General features: G+C 43.8%; 15 protein-coding genes. All 15 read left to right on the forward strand.

Annotated features, from left to right (window positions below; translation table 11 throughout):
* The first annotated feature begins 83 nt into the window (after positions 1 to 83).
* The 15 genes from rseP to J0K78_RS01365 all read left to right on the forward strand — a co-directional run bounded on the left by rseP (position 84) and on the right by J0K78_RS01365 (position 18,083).
* Entirely contained in the window at positions 84 to 1,340 is a 1,257-nt protein-coding gene (gene rseP / locus J0K78_RS01295; protein WP_206945064.1) for an RIP metalloprotease RseP, read from the forward strand.
* 145 nt (positions 1,341 to 1,485) lie between these two features.
* Positions 1,486 to 3,189, forward strand: coding sequence for a proline--tRNA ligase (locus tag J0K78_RS01300; RefSeq protein ID WP_206945065.1), 1,704 nt, complete (start codon positions 1,486 to 1,488; stop codon positions 3,187 to 3,189).
* Positions 3,190 to 3,278: 89 nt separating this feature from the next.
* Positions 3,279 to 7,571, forward strand: coding sequence for a PolC-type DNA polymerase III (locus tag J0K78_RS01305; protein ID WP_206945066.1), 4,293 nt, complete (start codon positions 3,279 to 3,281; stop codon positions 7,569 to 7,571).
* A 577-nt stretch (positions 7,572 to 8,148) separates the two neighbouring features.
* On the forward strand, positions 8,149 to 8,622 hold the full coding sequence (gene rimP / locus J0K78_RS01310) for a ribosome maturation factor RimP (protein WP_206945067.1): 474 nt from the start codon (positions 8,149 to 8,151) through the stop codon (positions 8,620 to 8,622).
* A 14-nt stretch (positions 8,623 to 8,636) separates the two neighbouring features.
* Positions 8,637 to 9,746 carry a transcription termination factor NusA gene (nusA, locus tag J0K78_RS01315; protein ID WP_206945068.1) on the forward strand — a complete coding sequence of 370 codons (1,110 nt, stop codon included), beginning with the start codon at positions 8,637 to 8,639 and terminating at the stop codon, positions 9,744 to 9,746.
* Positions 9,747 to 9,760: 14 nt separating this feature from the next.
* Positions 9,761 to 10,036, forward strand: a complete 276-nt coding sequence (gene rnpM, locus J0K78_RS01320) for an RNase P modulator RnpM (protein WP_206945069.1) — start codon at positions 9,761 to 9,763, stop codon at positions 10,034 to 10,036.
* On the forward strand, positions 10,033 to 10,347 hold the full coding sequence (locus J0K78_RS01325) for a YlxQ family RNA-binding protein (RefSeq protein ID WP_160913265.1): 315 nt from the start codon (positions 10,033 to 10,035) through the stop codon (positions 10,345 to 10,347). Before rnpM ends, J0K78_RS01325 begins: the two co-directional genes overlap by 4 nt.
* 7 nt (positions 10,348 to 10,354) lie before the next feature.
* Positions 10,355 to 12,415 (forward strand): translation initiation factor IF-2, encoded by a 2,061-nt coding sequence (gene infB / locus J0K78_RS01330; RefSeq protein WP_206945070.1) that lies wholly within the window; start codon positions 10,355 to 10,357, stop codon positions 12,413 to 12,415.
* Positions 12,412 to 12,690 (forward strand): DUF503 domain-containing protein, encoded by a 279-nt coding sequence (locus J0K78_RS01335; RefSeq protein WP_146816380.1) that lies wholly within the window; start codon positions 12,412 to 12,414, stop codon positions 12,688 to 12,690. Before infB ends, J0K78_RS01335 begins: the two co-directional genes overlap by 4 nt.
* 26 nt (positions 12,691 to 12,716) lie before the next feature.
* Positions 12,717 to 13,067: a 30S ribosome-binding factor RbfA gene (gene rbfA / locus J0K78_RS01340; RefSeq protein WP_075037583.1), complete on the forward strand. Its 351-nt coding sequence runs from the start codon at positions 12,717 to 12,719 to the stop codon at positions 13,065 to 13,067.
* A 68-nt stretch (positions 13,068 to 13,135) separates the two neighbouring features.
* Complete coding sequence (truB, locus tag J0K78_RS01345) at positions 13,136 to 14,032, forward strand: tRNA pseudouridine(55) synthase TruB (RefSeq protein WP_206945071.1); 897 nt, start codon at positions 13,136 to 13,138, stop codon at positions 14,030 to 14,032.
* 198 nt (positions 14,033 to 14,230) lie between these two features.
* Positions 14,231 to 14,500, forward strand: coding sequence for a 30S ribosomal protein S15 (rpsO, locus tag J0K78_RS01350; RefSeq protein ID WP_128522718.1), 270 nt, complete (start codon positions 14,231 to 14,233; stop codon positions 14,498 to 14,500).
* Positions 14,501 to 14,622: 122 nt separating this feature from the next.
* On the forward strand, positions 14,623 to 16,746 hold the full coding sequence (gene pnp / locus J0K78_RS01355; RefSeq protein WP_206945072.1) for a polyribonucleotide nucleotidyltransferase: 2,124 nt from the start codon (positions 14,623 to 14,625) through the stop codon (positions 16,744 to 16,746).
* A 161-nt stretch (positions 16,747 to 16,907) separates the two neighbouring features.
* On the forward strand, positions 16,908 to 17,828 hold the full coding sequence (locus J0K78_RS01360; protein ID WP_206945073.1) for a polysaccharide deacetylase family protein: 921 nt from the start codon (positions 16,908 to 16,910) through the stop codon (positions 17,826 to 17,828).
* A gap of 27 nt (positions 17,829 to 17,855) precedes the next feature.
* Entirely contained in the window at positions 17,856 to 18,083 is a 228-nt protein-coding gene (locus J0K78_RS01365) for a YlmC/YmxH family sporulation protein (RefSeq protein ID WP_202412449.1), read from the forward strand.
* Positions 18,084 to 18,098: the final 15 nt, after the last annotated feature.

Below are 18,098 nucleotides of genomic sequence, written 5' to 3' on the forward strand. Positions count from 1 at the left end.
CATGCGGCCGTCTAAACGTTGATGGTTCACTTCCGCTATTCACATCCATAGAACAATGAGAGCTAAAAAGGAAGGTGCTTCATTTGACTACAGTGGTTGCATTTATTCTTATGTTCGGACTTTTGGTGTTCGTGCATGAGTGGGGGCATCTCATATTTGCCAAACGGTCGGGAATGCTCGCAAGGGAATTTGCGATAGGATTTGGACCTAAGATTTTTGCATTCACTCGAAATGAAACTCTTTATACAATCCGTCTTCTTCCCATTGGCGGTTATGTTCGAGTTGCAGGTGAAGATCCAGAAATCGTAGAATTGAAAGCAGGCCATCATATTGGTCTTGAATTCAATGAAGCGGGGAAAGTAAATAAAATCATCGTAAACAATAAAGACAAGCATCCGCACGCACGTGTGATTGAAGTCGAACGAGCGGATTTAGATCATCGCCTTGTCATTGAAGGTTATGAAATCGATGAAGATGAAAAACTCTTCTTTGAAGTAGATCAAAAAGCAATGTTCGTCATGGATGAAAAAGAAACGCAAATTGCTCCTTACAACCGACAATTCGCATCCAAGTCTGTCCCGCAGCGTGCGATGCAGCTTTTCGCAGGGCCCATGATGAACTTCGTTTTGGCTATTGTATTGTTCATGATTCTTGGCTTCATTCAAGGTGTCCCTTCAAATGAAGCCAAGCTCGGAGAAATCCAGGACAACTCACCAGCATCACAGGCTGGTTTGCAGGCTGGTGATGAAATCGTTGCAGTGGATGGTGAATCCGTAAGTACATGGGAAGAATTCACCACCATCATCCGGGCTCATCCTGAGGAAGAAGTGACATTGACGGTCAATCGAGAAGGAGCAACGAATCAGTTGAACGTCACCCCGGCCGCCGTCGAAAGTAGAGAAGCGACGATCGGCCAAGTAGGTGTCGCCCGAGCTTTTGAAGAATCTTTTGCGAAAAAATTAACGTTTGGATTTACACAGACCTATGATTGGTCAGCATTGATATTAACGAATCTAGGGAAATTAGTGACTGGACAATTTTCATTAGATATGTTGTCAGGACCTGTCGGCATATATGATGCCACTGACCAGGTCGTCCGCACAGGATTTACGAATTTCGTCATGTGGACATCCATCTTAAGTATTAACCTCGGGATTGTGAACCTTCTTCCACTCCCTGCTTTGGATGGAGGACGTCTTTTGTTCGTGGGTCTTGAAGGGCTTAGAGGAAAACCGATCGATCCTCAAAAAGAAGGGATCGTACATTTCATCGGGTTTGCATTACTTATGTTATTGATGCTCGTAGTCACATGGAACGATATCCAACGTTTATTCTTGTGATTGATTTATAGCTGGAAGTCCTGAGGTGATCGGCGATTCCCAGGCTTCCGGCTTCTTTTTATTAACGTCAAAAAGATAGGGAATCTTTGATACTAGTGATTTCCTCCTTTTATAAATTTTGATTAAATAGAACTGAGGTGCATTTATGAGACAAAGTCATATGTTAATACCTACCCTTAAAGAAAACCCTGCTGATGCTGAAATTAAGAGCCACCAGCTCCTCGTTCGCGCTGGTTACATACGCCAAATTGCATCTGGCATTTACAGCTTCCTTCCGATCGGCCGCCGAGTATTAAGTAAGGTTGAAAATATCGTAAGGGAAGAGATGGAAAAAATCGGTGCCCATGAAATGGCGATGCCCGCTCTTGAGCCTTCCGAACTTTGGAAGGAAACGGGACGTTGGACGACGTTCGGTTCGGAACTGATGCGTTTGAACGACCGTCACAATCGGGAGTTCGCCCTTGGAGCGACTCACGAAGAAGTCATCACAAGTCTTGTAAGACATGAGGTGAAAAGTTATAAGCAGCTTCCTTTGACGGTTTTCCAAATTCAAAATAAATTCCGTGATGAAGCCCGTCCTCGCTTTGGTCTTTTACGAGGAAGAGAATTTTTAATGAAGGATGCCTATTCTTTTAATGAATCCTATGAAAGCCTAGATGAAACCTATAACAAAATGTTCGAAGCCTATTCGAATGTATTCAGACGCTGCGGTTTGAACTTCCGTGCTGTCATCGCGGACTCCGGAGCCATGGGCGGGAAAGATACCCATGAGTTTATGGTTTTATCTGAAGTAGGTGAGGATGTCATTGCCTATTCCGATACTTCCCGTTATGCAGCAAACATTGAAATGGCCCCGGTCGTTGCAACGTATGAAAAGTCCACAGCTGCTCCTGAAACTTTGGAGAAAGTCGAAACACCAGGTCAAAAGACAATGAAGGATGTAGCCGAATTCCTGGGACATGATGTACAGGAAGGCATCAAGTCGATTCTTTTCCAAGTCGATGAGAAATTTGTGCTCGCCCTTACTCGTGGGGATCATGAAGTGAATGATGTCAAGTTGAAAAACCTATACGATGCAGATATCGTTGAACTGGCATCAGAAGAAGATACAAAACGCCTCCTCGGATCAGGGTTTGGTTCCCTTGGACCAATTGGAGTACCTGAAGAAGTGGAAGTTGTCGCCGATCATGCCGTAGAAACCTTGGTTAACGTATCATGTGGAGCTAATGAAGAAGGCTATCACTTTAAGAATGCGACACCTGAAAGAGACTTTGAGGTCAAGTCTTATGCTGATTTACGATTTATTGAAGAAGGAGATCCATCACCGGATGGAGAGGGAGTCATCAAGTTTGCCCGAGGGATTGAAGTGGGACATGTCTTCAAACTGGGTGAATTTTATTCCGAGCGGATGAATGCGACTTTCCTTAATGATCAAGGAAAAGCGAAGACAATGATCATGGGCTCCTACGGAATCGGCGTATCCCGTACGCTTGCAGCAATCGTGGAACAATACCACGATGATAGAGGGATCACATGGCCGAAGAATATTGCCCCATATCAAGTCCATCTGCTTTCATTAAATCCTAAAAAAGAAGAACAGAAAGAATTGGCAGATGAATTATATGACACACTGCTTGATGCAGGGATCGAAGTCTTATATGATGATCGTAAAGAACGTGCCGGTGTGAAATTTGCCGACAGTGACCTTTTCGGTGTACCCGTAAGGGTTACGGTAGGAAAACGTGCCGGTGAAGGCGTTGTCGAAGTGAAGGAACGTGCAACGGGCGATCAGAATGAATTAGAAACTAGTGAAGTCTTAGAATATATAAAGAACTGGTACAAAGCCTAATATTTCTTGGAAAACTATACCCTTGCTAAAGGAAAGAGCAAGGGTTTTTCCATGTCGGGTGTTGGGTTAGGAAAGAGGAGGAATTCCGTTTGAGTGTCAGCAACAAGGAAAAAATGCACTATTTGCTGGAACAGATTCAGTTCCCGCATGATCTAATAGAGCCTCACTTTAAAGACAGCAGCATGCAGAAACTGGTGGTTTACCGAGAACAAAAATTATGGCATTTTCATTTTCTTATGCCAAAGCCCCTGCCGCCATCTGTCTATGATTTATTTACAAGTAAACTTGTAGCGACTTTCCGCTCCATTGCAGACGTAACGTGGACAATTGAGACATCAGAAAAAGAACTCGCCATGAATGATGTCCTGGAATACTGGCAGAGCTTCATTAAAACATTAACGAACTTAACGCCAAGCTACAAAGATTTATTGATGGAGCAGCAACCTGAAGTGAACGGAAATAAGGTTATGTTAACTTGCAGGAACTTAGCCGAAAGCCATGCCATACAGAAAAAGTTGGAAGAACCTCTAAAAACTTTCTGTCTTAAATGCGGTCTTCCTTCGTTCATGCTTTCCACACGTGTGAAAGAAGAAACGGAACAGATTAAACGTTTCCAGGAAGAACGACAAAAAGAAGATAAAATACTTGTCCAGCAAGCGGTGAAAGAACAAGAAGAAAGAGCTAAAGATAAAGACGACTCTAAACCAAAAGGACCGCTTGAAATTGGATACAAAATTCAAGATGACATCATTCCGATGGAGCAGATCCAGGAAGAAGAGAAGAAAATTGCTGTCCAGGGATATATCTTTGATGTGGAAATTAAAGAACTTCGCTCCGGGCGTCATTTATTACTCTTGAAGGTTACCGATTATACGGACTCTTTTTCGATCAAGATGTTTTCACGCGGAGACGATCATGCGGAACTGTTTAAGCATGTCAAAGAAGGTATGTGGATTAAAGCCCGCGGGGGAATCCAGACAGATAACTTCACGAACGAATTGACGATGATGGCCAACGACATCAATGAAGTGAAACCGAAGTTGAGAGAAGATGAAGCGCCTGAAGGGGAGAAGAGGATTGAGTTGCACTCCCATACTACGATGAGTGCGATGGATGCACCTGTTTCGCCGTCACGTCTCATCAAGCAAGCGGCAGACTGGGGACATGAAGCGATTGCGATCACAGACCATGCAGTCGTCCAAGCTTATCCGGATGCCTATGCCGCAGGCCAGAAAAATGGTGTGAAGATCATTTATGGTGTAGAAGCAAATTTGGTGGATGATGGGGTCCCGATTGCGTATGAAGAACAGGATCGTGATCTTGAGGATGCTGTGTACGTCGTTTTTGACGTGGAGACCACTGGACTATCCGCGGTTTACGACAAGATCATAGAACTAGCTGCCGTCAAAGTGCAGGGTGGAGAAATCATCGATCGATTTGAATCCTTCGCCAACCCGCACCAAGCTTTATCTCAGACAACCATTGACCTTACGGGAATCACGGATGACATGGTCAAGGATGCCCCTGAAATTGAACAGGTACTCAAGGACTTCCATGAATGGACAGGAGAAGACATCCTTGTCGCTCACAACGCTAGTTTCGATATGGGCTTTTTGAATGCTGGTTATCAGAAAACTGGACTGGAGAAGTCCACGAATCCAGTCATCGATACGTTAGAGCTCGCCCGTTTTCTCGTTCCGGAATTAAAAAATCACCGTTTAAATACGCTTTGTAAGAAATTCGATATTGAGTTGACCCAGCACCACCGGGCGATTTATGATGCTGAAGCAACAGGGTATTTACTTTGGAAACTCGTAAAACGAGCCATGGAAAAAGAGATTACGAACCATAAAAACTTGAACGATTATATGGGTGAGGGAAAAGCGTATCAACGTTCACGACCTTCCCATTGTACCCTGCTTGCCACTAACAGCACGGGACTAAAAAACATCTATCGTCTCGTATCAGAAGCACATGTCAATTACTTCTACCGTGTTCCACGCGTTCCACGCTCCCTTCTCGCGAAGAACCGTGAGGGAATCCTTGTCGGTTCCGGCTGTGACAAAGGGGAAGTTTTTGAAACGATGATGCAGAAATCAGAAGAAGAGGCAGAGAAAGTGGCCGAATTTTATGATTACATCGAAATTCAGCCGCCAGGGAACTACTATCACTTAGTGGAAAAAGATCTAGTCCAGACGGAAGCGCAAATTCTCGATATTTTGAAAAGGCTTGTTGCTATGGCGGAACGGATGGGGAAAACAGTGGTGGCTACAGGAAACACTCACTACGTAGAGCCTCATGAAAAGCAGTACCGTCAAATTCTTATTTCATCCCAAAATGGAAACCCGCTGAACAGGCAGACACTACCGGAGGTCCACTTTAAAACGACGAATGAAATGATTGATGAACTTGGTTTCTTAGGAAAAGACAAAGCCACAGAGTTAGTCGTAACCAATACTCATAAAATTTCAGAACAGATTGGTGAAGTTTCTCCGGTGAAGGATGATCTATATACGCCTAACATCGAAGGGGCGGATCAGGAGATTCGTGAAATGTCCTACAACAAAGCACGCAGCATTTACGGAGAGCCTATTCCTGACTTGATCGTCAAACGGTTGGAAAAAGAACTTGATAGTATCATCGGAAACGGGTTCGCGGTTATCTATCTCATTTCACAGAAACTTGTAACCAAGTCTCTGGAAGATGGTTATCTCGTTGGTTCACGTGGTTCTGTCGGATCGTCCTTCGTTGCTACAATGACTGACATTACAGAAGTGAACCCACTGCCACCGCATTACGTGTGTCCGTCATGTCAATATAATGAATTCTTTACAGACGGATCTGTCGGAAGCGGCTTTGACCTTGAGGAAAAAGATTGTCCGGAGTGTGGTACTTCACTAACGAAAGACGGTCAGGACATTCCCTTCGAAACCTTCCTCGGTTTTAAAGGGGATAAGGTTCCGGATATCGATTTGAATTTCTCTGGGGAATATCAGCCACATGCGCACAACTATACGAAAGAATTGTTCGGAGAAGATAGTGTATTCCGTGCCGGAACGATTGGTACGATTGCAGAAAAAACTGCGTACGGGTATGTAAAAGGGTATGCAGGAGATCATCAGCTGCTTTATAAAAATGCTGAAATTGACCGACTTGTTCAAGGTTGTACTGGTGTGAAAAGGACGAGCGGACAGCACCCCGGAGGAATTATCGTAGTCCCTGATGATATGGAGATCTATGATTTTTCACCGATTCAGTTCCCAGCGGATGATACGAAAGCAGAATGGAAGACGACGCACTTCGACTTCCACTCCATCCACGATAACCTTTTAAAACTGGATATCCTTGGTCACGATGACCCGACCGTTATTCGTATGCTTCAGGACCTCAGCGGAATTGATCAGAAGGAAATCCCGGTCGATGATCCTGAAGTGATGAAGATCTTCAGTGGTCCCGAAGCACTGGGAGTGACGGCGGATCAGATTATGTGTAAAACAGGGACCCTCGGAGTGCCGGAGTTTGGTACAAGGTTTGTAAGGCAGATGCTAGAAGATACCAAGCCGAAAACATTCGCAGAACTCGTCATCATTTCCGGACTGTCACACGGAACGGACGTATGGCTTGGAAATGCCGAACAGTTGATCAATGATGGCATATGTACACTACCCGAGGTTATCGGGTGTCGTGACGATATTATGGTGTACCTCATGCACAAAGGTCTCGATCCTTCCCTTGCCTTTAAGATCATGGAATTTGTTCGTAAAGGCCGAGGACTTCAAGATGAGTGGATTGAAGAAATGAAAAAACATGGCGTGCCGGACTGGTACATTGATTCTTGTAAGAAAATCAAATACATGTTCCCGAAAGCCCACGCCGCTGCCTATGTACTGATGGCTGTAAGGATTGCCTATTTCAAAGTCCACTACCCGATCTACTTCTATGCGGCTTATTTCACCGTCAGGGCGAGCGATTTCGAATTGGAAACCATGATGAAAGGCTCCGAAGCCATCCGTAAGCGTATGAAAGAGATTCAGGATAAAGGCTTCGATGCTACTCCGAAAGAAAAGAGTTTGATGACTGTTCTTGAACTTTCTCTTGAAATGTGTGAAAGAGGATATGGATTTAAAAACGTGGATCTGTATCAATCCAGTGCGACGGACTTCCTGGTCGAAGGTAATGAATTGATTCCACCATTCAATGCCGTCGATGGATTAGGCACGAACGCAGCCATCAATATCGTCAATGCACGAAAAGAAGGCGAATTTTTATCCAAGCAGGACTTGAGAGAGCGGAGTCGTATTTCCAAAACAGTTCTTGAGTATCTGGATAACTTCGGATGTTTAGAGGGAATGCCTGATGAAAACCAACTGTCCCTTTTCTAACTTCTCAGCTCTGCGACAAATAACATTGCCGTTCCATTGTTATAGGAAATAGCATAGTTGAGACTCAGTTTCGAGATTTTTCAAGGTTCGTTGTTTTAATGACAGCCAGAGGTGGTTGGGGACCACTCATTTCCTGTGGGAGAGTGGCGAGACTCCCGTGGAAAGCGAGCCATCCCCCGCACTCCTCGTCTCTGGTCACATTCATCTCGAAATCAAGTCTTACAAAAGCGGGAGTTTTATGAAATAACGTCAATTGAGGGTATAGGAAAAGCTGTTGGTTTCTTCCTTTGTTGCATAGAATACGCATCTATGATATATTTTTTATGGTGAGAAGAGTGATACGAACGGCGAAAGAGTGGGGCAACCCACTCTTTCGTCATATTCCAGCCTCTTGCTTGTGGAGAAACTTCGATGCATGAGGGGTTTTAGTACCCGCGAGATGAACCGCTATGATCTTATGTCATAGCGGTTTCTCATGGTACCTGCATATACGGCCCCCGTTACTTAATGAAATGAGCGAATACATCCCATAATAATAAGTACTAACCATTACATTGTGTTCGAAGGAGGGAAGAGCATGAGCAATCATGTTACATCCGTTACAGAACGTCTTGTCCAGCCGATCCTTGAGGATATGAACCTCGAACTTGTCGATATTGAGTACAAGAAAGAAGGTCAGAATTGGTACCTTCGCGTTTTCATCGATAAAGAAGGCGGTGTGGACATAGAAGTATGCGGACAAGTATCTGAACAACTGAGTGAAAAATTAGATGAAGAAGATCCCATTGAAATTCCGTATTTTCTTGAAGTTGCATCACCAGGGGCAGAACGTCCTTTAAAGACAGAAGCAGACTTTAAGAAGTTTGTTGGTGAGTATGTGTATATGAAACTATATGAACCGATTGATGGGGAGAAGGAGTTTGAAGGTACACTGAAGTCCTTTGAAAATTCCGTGGCAACTGTAGAAATTCGTATTAAAACACGTAAGAAACAACTGGAAGTACCATATCAAAAGATTGCTAAAGCCAATTTAGCTGTCACGTTTAATTAAGGGGGAGAAGACTGTTGAGTAGTGAACTATTTGATGCCATGAATTATTTAGAAAAGGAAAAAGGCATCGACAAAAATCTTTTATTGGAAGCACTTGAAGCAGCATTGATTTCTGCTTATAAGAAAAACTTCAATTCCGCAACGAACGTCCGTGTGGATATTAATGAAGAAGAAAGTGCCATGAAAGTTCTTGCGCGAAAAGAAATCGTTGAGGAAGTCATGGATCCGCAGCAGGAGATCTCTTTAGAAGAAGCGAAAGACATTGATCCGAACTATGAGGTTGAAGATGTCATTGAAGTAGAAGTGACACCTATGGACTTCGGTCGTATCGCAGCTCAAGCAGCTAAGCAAGTCGTCACGCAGCGTGTCCGTGAAGCGGAACGCGGCATCATTTACGGCGAATATGTCGATCGTGAAGAGGACGTCATGACTGGGATCATCCAAAGGAAAGATCCCCGCTTCGTCTATGTAAATCTTGGGAAAATTGAAGCCCGTCTTCCAGAAGGGGAGCAAATGCCGACCGAGACTTATGAAGTCCATGATCGCCTCAAAGTATTTGTGACGAAGGTGGAAAACAGCAACAAAGGGCCACACATCTATGTATCCCGTACACACCCAGGGCTTTTGAAGCGCTTGTTTGAGATGGAAGTACCTGAAATTTATGACGGTACAGTCGAAGTCATGTCTGTAGCGCGTGAAGCCGGCGACCGTTCAAAAATCTCTGTATATGCTGAAGATCAGGAAATCGATCCGGTTGGCTCTTGTGTAGGTCAAAGAGGTCAACGTGTTCAGGCTATCGTAAATGAACTGAAGGGTGAAAAAATTGATATTGTTCAATGGTCTGAAGATCCCGTTGAATATGTGTCGAATGCGTTAAGCCCTTCTAAGGTCGTCGAAGTGCTTGTAGATGAGGAAGATAAGGCGACAACGGTGATTGTTCCTGATTATCAACTTTCCCTTGCCATTGGTAAACGTGGTCAAAACGCACGTCTTGCAGCTAAATTGACAGGCTGGAAGATCGATATTAAGAGTGAAAGTGAAGCACGTGAACAAGGTCTTCTATCTACAGAAGAGACTGATGTTGAAGAGGAAGACTTTTTCGACGAAGAAGTGTCTGAAGATTAAGGAGGGGGAGAACGATGACCCGTTCCAAAAAACAACCATTAAGAAAATGTGTCGTCACACAGGAAATGGTTCCTAAACAGCAATTGATCCGTGTAGTGCGCAACAAAGATGGAGAGGTTTTTGTGGACGACACAGGAAAAAAGAATGGACGCGGAGCCTATCTCATGAAAAAACTAGAAATCATTGATCAGGCTGAAAAGCAACAGGTGCTGAACCGTCACCTTAAAACCAAGGTGGATGCAAATATCTACGAGGAATTGAGAGCAAAAGTGAAGGCTGACCCATCATGAGCGGCAGCTATTTGAACCTGTTGGGACTGGCCCTTAGAGCCGGGAAGTGTACGCTCGGTGAGGAGTCGATCGTACGAGACATTCAAAGACAAAAAGCTAAGCTCGTCCTCATTGCCAATGATACAGGGAAACAAACAAAAAAGAAGCTGACAGATAAATGCAGCTTCTATGAAATACCTTGCTATGAAGTCGATGATCGAGACACATTATCACAGGCTATCGGAAAGGCAGGGAGAGTCGCGATCGCAGTTCTTGACCAAGGATTTGCGAAAAAGTTGCAATCGCTACTCGATGAATCTATTCGGGGGTGAAGATTTTATGAGTAAAATGCGCGTATACGAATATGCCAAGAAAAACGAACTATCTAGTAAACAAGTGATTCAAAAACTGCAAAATCTGAATATCGAAGTGAACAACCACATGTCCACTTTGGAAGAGGATGCAGCGAAGAAGCTGGACCAGGCATTTGGAAAAGGCCAAGCACCAAAAGCTCAAAACCAGAATAAATCAAAGTCTCAAAAGCCTAACAATAATAAAAAGCCAGCAAACAAAAAGCAAAGAAACAACAACCAGAAGAACAACAAACCTGCACCGCAGCAAGCACCTAAAAAGTCTAAAAAGCAGACACCTGAAAAAATCACTTATTCAGGCAGCCTCACGGTTGGAGAGCTTGCAGAAAAACTGAACAAGGACTCTTCAGAAATCATCAAAAAGCTTATGTTCCTAGGCACAATGGCTACCATTAACCAGGAACTTGATGGAGATTCCATTGAACTAATTTGTGAGGAATTCGGTGTAGAAGTCGAAGAAGAGGTCATTGTGGACGAGACGGACATTGAAAACATGGTGTTCGCCGACGAACCTGAAGATTTGCAGGACCGCCCTGCTGTCGTTACCATCATGGGTCACGTAGACCACGGAAAAACGACGCTTCTTGACCAGATCCGTAACACGAAAGTGACGGAAGGCGAAGCCGGTGGAATCACCCAGCATATTGGTGCTTACCAAATCGAAGACAATGGCAAGAAAATTACGTTCCTTGATACACCAGGTCACGCTGCATTTACAAGCATGCGTTCCCGTGGTGCTCAAGTGACTGATATCGCCATCCTTGTTGTTGCTGCGGATGATGGAGTTATGCCCCAGACAAAAGAAGCCATCAGTCACGCGAAAGCGGCAGAAGTACCAATTATCGTTGCGGTCAATAAGATGGATAAAGAAGGCGCGAATCCTGACCGTGTGATGCAGGAGCTTATGGAATATGAGCTGATTGCTGAAGACTTTGGTGGAGAAACAATCTTTGTCAAAATGTCCGCCGTTAACGGAGAAGGTATCGACGATCTAGTTGAAATGATCGGTCTTGTATCCGAGATGGAAGAATTGAAAGCCAACCCTGAGCGAGCTGCTTATGGTACGGTTATTGAAGCAGAATTGGATAAAGGACGCGGTCCTGTAGCCACATTGCTGGTTCAGAACGGTACCTTAAATGTCAGTGACGCCATTGTAGTGGGGAATACTTGGGGGCGCGTACGTGCTATGGTGAACGATATCGGCCGTCGCGTAAAAGTTGCCGGACCTTCCACACCAGTAGAAATCACAGGGTTAAACAATGTTCCTCAGGCAGGCGACCGCTTCCTAGTCTTTGATGATGAAAAGAAAGCGCGCTCTGTAGGGGAAGCACGTGCTCAAAAACAATTAGAAGAAAACCGTGGCTCTAACGCAAAAGTAAGCTTAGACGACTTGTTTGATCAAATTAAACAAGGCGATGTTAAAGAAATCAACCTGATTGTTAAAGGCGATGTGCAGGGATCAGTAGAGGCCCTTGCTGGATCTCTTGAGAAGATTGAAGTTGAAGGTGTGAAAGTTAAAATTATTCACACAGGTGTCGGTGCCATAACAGAATCTGACATTACACTGGCTTCTGCTTCCAATGCGATTGTTATTGGTTTTAACGTCCGTCCTGACGGGAATGCTAGAAAAGCAGCTGAGGCAGAAGATGTAGAAATCCGCCTTCACAACATCATTTATAAGGTGATGGAAGAGATCGAAGCGGCTATGAAAGGAATGCTCGATCCAGAATATGAAGAGAAAATCATCGGTCAGGTGGAAGTCCGTGAAATCTTCAAAGTATCTAAGATCGGTACAATTGCCGGCTCTTATGTTACAGATGGTAAAATCGGCCGTAATTCCGGTATCCGTGTCATTCGCGATGGTGTCGTCATTTACGAAGGTGAAATCGATGCTCTGAAGCGGTATAAAGATGATGCAAAAGAAGTGCAACAAGGATATGAATGTGGAATTACAATTAAGAACTTCAATGACATTAAAGTAGGCGACATCATTGAACCATTTGAAATGCAGGAAATCGAACGTAAATGATCGTAAGCGTAGAAGTGGATGGTATCATTTATGATGCGCAGTCACTGAAAAACAAGCGTGCGGTTTTGAAACGCATCATGACCAGGCTGAGGAACGAGTTCAACATTGCTGTAAGTGAACTTGAATATCAAGACTTATGGCAGAGAACTCGGATCGGCCTCGTCACGATTGCTAGTGATAAGGTGATTGCGGAACAAACGATGCAGCAAGCTTTGGCTTTCATTGATTCATTTCCTGAATTTGAACGGACAGAGACCCATCAGGAATGGCTGTGATGTCTGGTTAGAAGAGGTGAGTATACATGAACGATTTAAGAGCGAACCGCGTTGGAGAACAGATGAAAAAAGAGATGAGTGACATCATCAGTAAGAAAATCAAAGATCCACGTGTAGGGTTCGTCACCGTTACTGAAGTGAAAGTGACAGGTGATTTACAACAAGCAAAAGTTTATATTTCTGTATTGGGTGACGATAAACAGAAACATGATACCCTCGTAGGTCTTGCGAAAGCGAAAGGGTTCATCCGATCTGAGATCGGCCAGCGAATCCGTCTGCGTAAGACTCCGGAAATTATGTTTGAGTTTGATGAAGCGATCGAAAGAGGAAATCGTATTGAAACGATTCTTCGCGATTTAAACGATACGGAAGAATGACAGTAAAATCCGTGCTGGATCCAGCACGGATTTTATATAGGATAAAAAAGTTTCGAGGTGAGAGGTAAATGGATGGGATTCTTCCATTATGGAAGCCAAAGGGTTTTACTTCCCATGATTGTGTCAGTAAGGCCCGTGGTATGTTGAAAACGAAAAAGGTCGGTCATACAGGCACGCTTGACCCAGAAGTAGAAGGGGTGCTGCCTCTTTGTGTAGGGAAGGCGACGAAAATCGTTCCTTTTTTAACAGAGACAGATAAAGTGTATGAAGCTTCTGTTACGCTCGGGTATGCAACAGACACCGAGGATGCAACAGGTACGACGGTGGAAACAACTCCGGTTAATGAACGCATTTCCATGGAAACGATCAACGACGTACTTGGAACTTTTAAAGGATGGATTACGCAGACACCACCCATGTACTCTGCGGTGAAAGTTAACGGGAAGAAGCTTTATGAATATGCCCGTGAAGGATTGGAAGTGGAGCGACCTTCAAGGGAAGTACACATCAAACACATCGAAATGATGCCGCCTGAACCTAAGCACGACGGCGACACCTTCACTTTTTCTTTCCGTGTGATCTGTTCCAAAGGCACCTATGTGAGGACCCTATGTGTAGACATTGGAAAGTCTTTTGGATATGCCGCTCACATGTCCTCTTTGGTACGGACACAAACAGCAGATATTACAAAGGAAGACTGCTATTCCTTCGATGAGATTCAAAAGGTGGTAGATGAAAGCAAAGGGGAACAATTACTACTTCCTTTATCCAGAGGGCTTGCCCATTTGGACTCCTGGGAAGTCGATGTGGAACAGGTGGATAAAATTAAACACGGACAAGTCTTCAATAAACCTGCTCATGTTCATGAAGAGCAATTTGCAGTGACCTATGCTGGGGAGGTCTTGGCCATTTACCAGCAGCATCCACGAAAAAACGGTCTCATTAAGCCGGTACGTGTATTTTAACGCACTCATTTTTAGATGTATGAAATGAGACTTACTTAGGAACATAAGCATAGTTTTTTATCAGAGTTTGTTGGTTTTCCTTGCAATTCATTCGAAAAAAATGTACCCTTTAATATGGAACCTTCGCTTGGCGGAACGTAACTCCGACGGCCGCTCGGGGAAAGGGAATTCTAAATTTTACCAGGAGGTGTAGCTATAATGGCTATCACACAAGAACGTAAACAAGAACTAATCAATGAGTACAAAACTCATGACAACGACACAGGATCTCCTGAAGTACAAATTGCTGTACTAACAGAGCAGATCACTACTTTGAACGAGCACCTTCGTGCTCACAAGCAAGACCACCACTCTCGTCGTGGATTGCTTAAAATGGTAGGTAAGCGTCGTAACCTATTGAACTACCTTCGTAATAAGGACATTACACGTTACCGTGAGCTAATCAAGAGCCTTGGCTTGCGTCGCTAATGTATGGGAAAAAGCGGGAGTTATTCCCGCTTTTTCTGTATGTTTACATACAGAAGGGTGTAAACTGACAATAAACCCTTATAATGAAATAAGAAGAGTTATCGAGAGGAGTTAAGTTCTATATGGCAGAAGAAAAACAAGTGTTTTCCATTGACGTAGCCGGTCGTACTTTTTCCGTGGAAATTGGCGAGTTGGCGAAACAAGCGAATGGTGCAGCACTCATTCATTACGGAGATACGACTGTCCTTTCCACGGCTACCGGAAGTAAAGAGCCGAAGGACCTGCCGTTTTTCCCTTTGACCGTAAATTATGAAGAGCGTCTTTACGCTGTAGGTAAAATCCCAGGTGGTTTCATCAAACGTGAAGGTCGTCCAAGCGACAAGGCGGTCCTTGCTTCCCGTCTTATTGACCGTCCGATCCGTCCATTATTCCCTGAGGGATATCGAAACGATGTACAGGTGATCAGTTCTGTTATGAGTGTGGATCAGGATTGTTCTTCAGAAATGGCTGCAATGCTAGGGTCTTCCATTTCTTTAGGTGTTTCTGACATTCCTTTTGAAGGACCGATTGCAGGTGTCATCGTTGGACGAGTAGATGGTGAATTTGTCATCAACCCTACCGTTGAACAACAAGAAAAAAGTGATATCGACCTTACAGTAGCGGGTACGAAAGATGCCATTAATATGGTTGAAGCCGGTGCCAATGAAGTTTCTGAAGAGGACATGCTTGAAGCGATCATGTTCGGACATGAAGAAATCAAGCGCTTGGTTGCCTTCCAGGAAGAAATCGTTGAAGCAGTAGGTCGCGAGAAAATGGAAGTGCAGTTGTTCGATCTCGATGCTGAACTGAAAGAGAAGGTCGAAGCAGAAGCAACAGACGCCATTGTTCAAGCGATCAAAACAGAAGAAAAGAAAGCTCGTGAAGATGCCATTGCCCAAGTGAAAGCTGATGTGGTCGCTTCTTACGAAGATCAGGAAGCAGATGAAGAAACAATTAAACAAGTAGGATCCATATTAGAAGATATGGTGAAAACAGAAGTGCGCCGTCTCATTACGAAAGATAAGATTCGTCCAGATGGCCGTGGTGTTGACGTTATTCGACCACTGACTTCCCGTGTAGGATTGCTTCCACGTACACACGGCTCCGGATTGTTCACACGTGGTCAAACCCAGGCCCTTAGTGTATGTACCCTTGGAGCTCTTGGAGATGTACAGATCCTTGACGGTCTTGACCTTGAAGAGTCCAAACGTTTTATGCACCATTACAACTTCCCTAAATTCTCTGTTGGAGAAACAGGGCCGATCCGAGGACCTGGTCGACGTGAAATCGGTCATGGTGCTTTAGGTGAACGTGCGCTTGAAGTGGTTATTCCTTCTGAGAATGAATTCCCTTACACCATCCGACTAGTTTCTGAGGTTCTTGAATCAAATGGTTCTACTTCTCAAGCGAGTATTTGTGCAAGTACCCTTGCTATGATGGATGCGGGTGTTCCAATTAAAGCACCAGTTGCAGGAATTGCGATGGGACTTGTGAAATCAGGTGATGATTATACAATCCTGACAGATATCCAAGGCATGGAAGATGCTCTAGGAGACATGGACTTTAAAGTTGCCGGTACTGAAAAGGGAGTAACAGCCCTTCAAATGGATATCAAGATTGAAGGTCTTTCCAGAGAAATTCTTGAAGAAGCATTAGCTCAGGCGAAAAAAGGACGTATGGAAATCCTTGGTCACATGCTTGAAACGATACCTGAAACTCGCAAAGAACTTTCCGCCCATGCTCCGAAGATCATGACGATGAAGATCAATCCAGACAAAATCCGTGATGTCATTGGACCAAGCGGCAAACAAATCAATAAAATCATTGATGATACTGGTGTGAAAATTGACATCGAACAGGATGGCACGGTGTTCATTTCTTCTACAGATGCCAGCATGAATACAACAGCTCAGAAAATCATTGAGGATATCGTACGTGAAGTAGAAGTCGGCGAAGTTTACGATGGTAAAGTGAAACGTATCGAGAAGTTCGGTGCTTTTGTTGAGCTTTTCAAAGGAAAAGAGGGGCTTGTCCACATTTCTGAAATGGCTGAAGAGCGCATTGGTAAAGTGGAAGACATCGTCTCCCTTGGCGATACAATCAAAGTTAAGGTTAAAGAAATCGATAACCAGGGAAGAATCAACCTTTCCAGAAAAGCGATCCTTCTTGATGAGAAGAAAAAACAGGAAAATGTTGAACAATCTTAATAGGGTTACGTAAAGAAGAGATACTGGCTTGCCAGTCTCTTTTTTTTTGCCTGAATTTCAGCGTCTGAGTCTTGTGAGGATATTTCCGGTACGTAGAATGGAGAATGATTTTGGTCTAGAAGTAGGACCTGTCCCATAGGATGGTATAGGGGTGATGGTCCATGAGCTTCAGATTAATCGTATTATTCAGCGTCAATCTCTGTTTTTTTATAGGGTTTGGCATGGCTTTTCTGACTGCAGACCATGTCGTAACCGTCAATAAAGAAGATACCATCTACCAAAAAATCCAGGATGAAAAAGAAAAGTTCGAATGGGAAGCGCAGGATGCGAAAATTGATTCTGTGTGGAAAAAGACACCTGGGATTGTTGGCCGCCAAGTAGATGTCGAAGCTTCCTATAAAAAAATGCAAAAATACGGCAAGTACAATCCTGAATTATATGTCTATAAATTGATTAAACCAGAAGTTTCTTTAGAGGATTTACCAGCTTCTCCAATCTATAGAGGTCATCCAGATAAAGAAGCCGTTTCTTTTCTAATCAATGTCTCCTGGGGAGAAGAATACATTCCGGATATGGTGGAGATTTTAAATGAATATCAAGTGAAAGCAACATTTTTCATTGATGGAGCTTTTGCGAATGATTTTACACACCTCGTGCAGATGATTGAAGAAGAAGGACATACAATCGGAAGTCATGGGTACAGACATAAGGACATGGGGAGGATGACGAAGGAGCAAGCGAAATCGAATCTAGAGCAGGCGGATGAGCTCTTATTCGCCTTAACAAAAGAAAAAGTGAAATATTTCGCTCCTCCATCTGGAAGTTATAATACGGCTACCGTTGAAGCCGCCGATGAAATGGATATGGAAACCATCTTATGGACAGTGGATACAATAGATTGGAAAAAGCCAACATCTGATGTGTTGATCACAAGGGTGATGGACAAAGTCCATAATGGGGCAACCATTCTCATGCATCCGACTGAAGTGACAGTAAAAAGCCTGCCGAAACTCATTGAGCAGATTAAAGATCAAGGGTATAAACTGACTTCACTGCAAAAATTATTGAGTGAAGAGAGATAGAGAAGAAGGAGAGAAGCTCTTGTGAGAATGACATCTCTAGCCCAAAAACAAGTGATTGATGTAGAGAATGGGGAAAAATTAGGCATTTTAGGAAAAGCAGACTTAATCATTGACCCAGATTCAGGAGTAATCAAGTCATTGGTCATTATGAATCACGGATTTATTGGATTTGGATCTTCCAAAAAGGCGATGACGATCGATTGGAGTCAAATTGAGACCATTGGTGAAGAGACGATCCTCTTAAAAAAACGTTGAACACTGCAGCCCAGG

The sequence above is a fragment of the Halobacillus sp. GSS1 genome, from assembly GCF_017307035.1.
Lineage (GTDB): Bacteria > Bacillota > Bacilli > Bacillales > Halobacillaceae > Halobacillus > Halobacillus litoralis.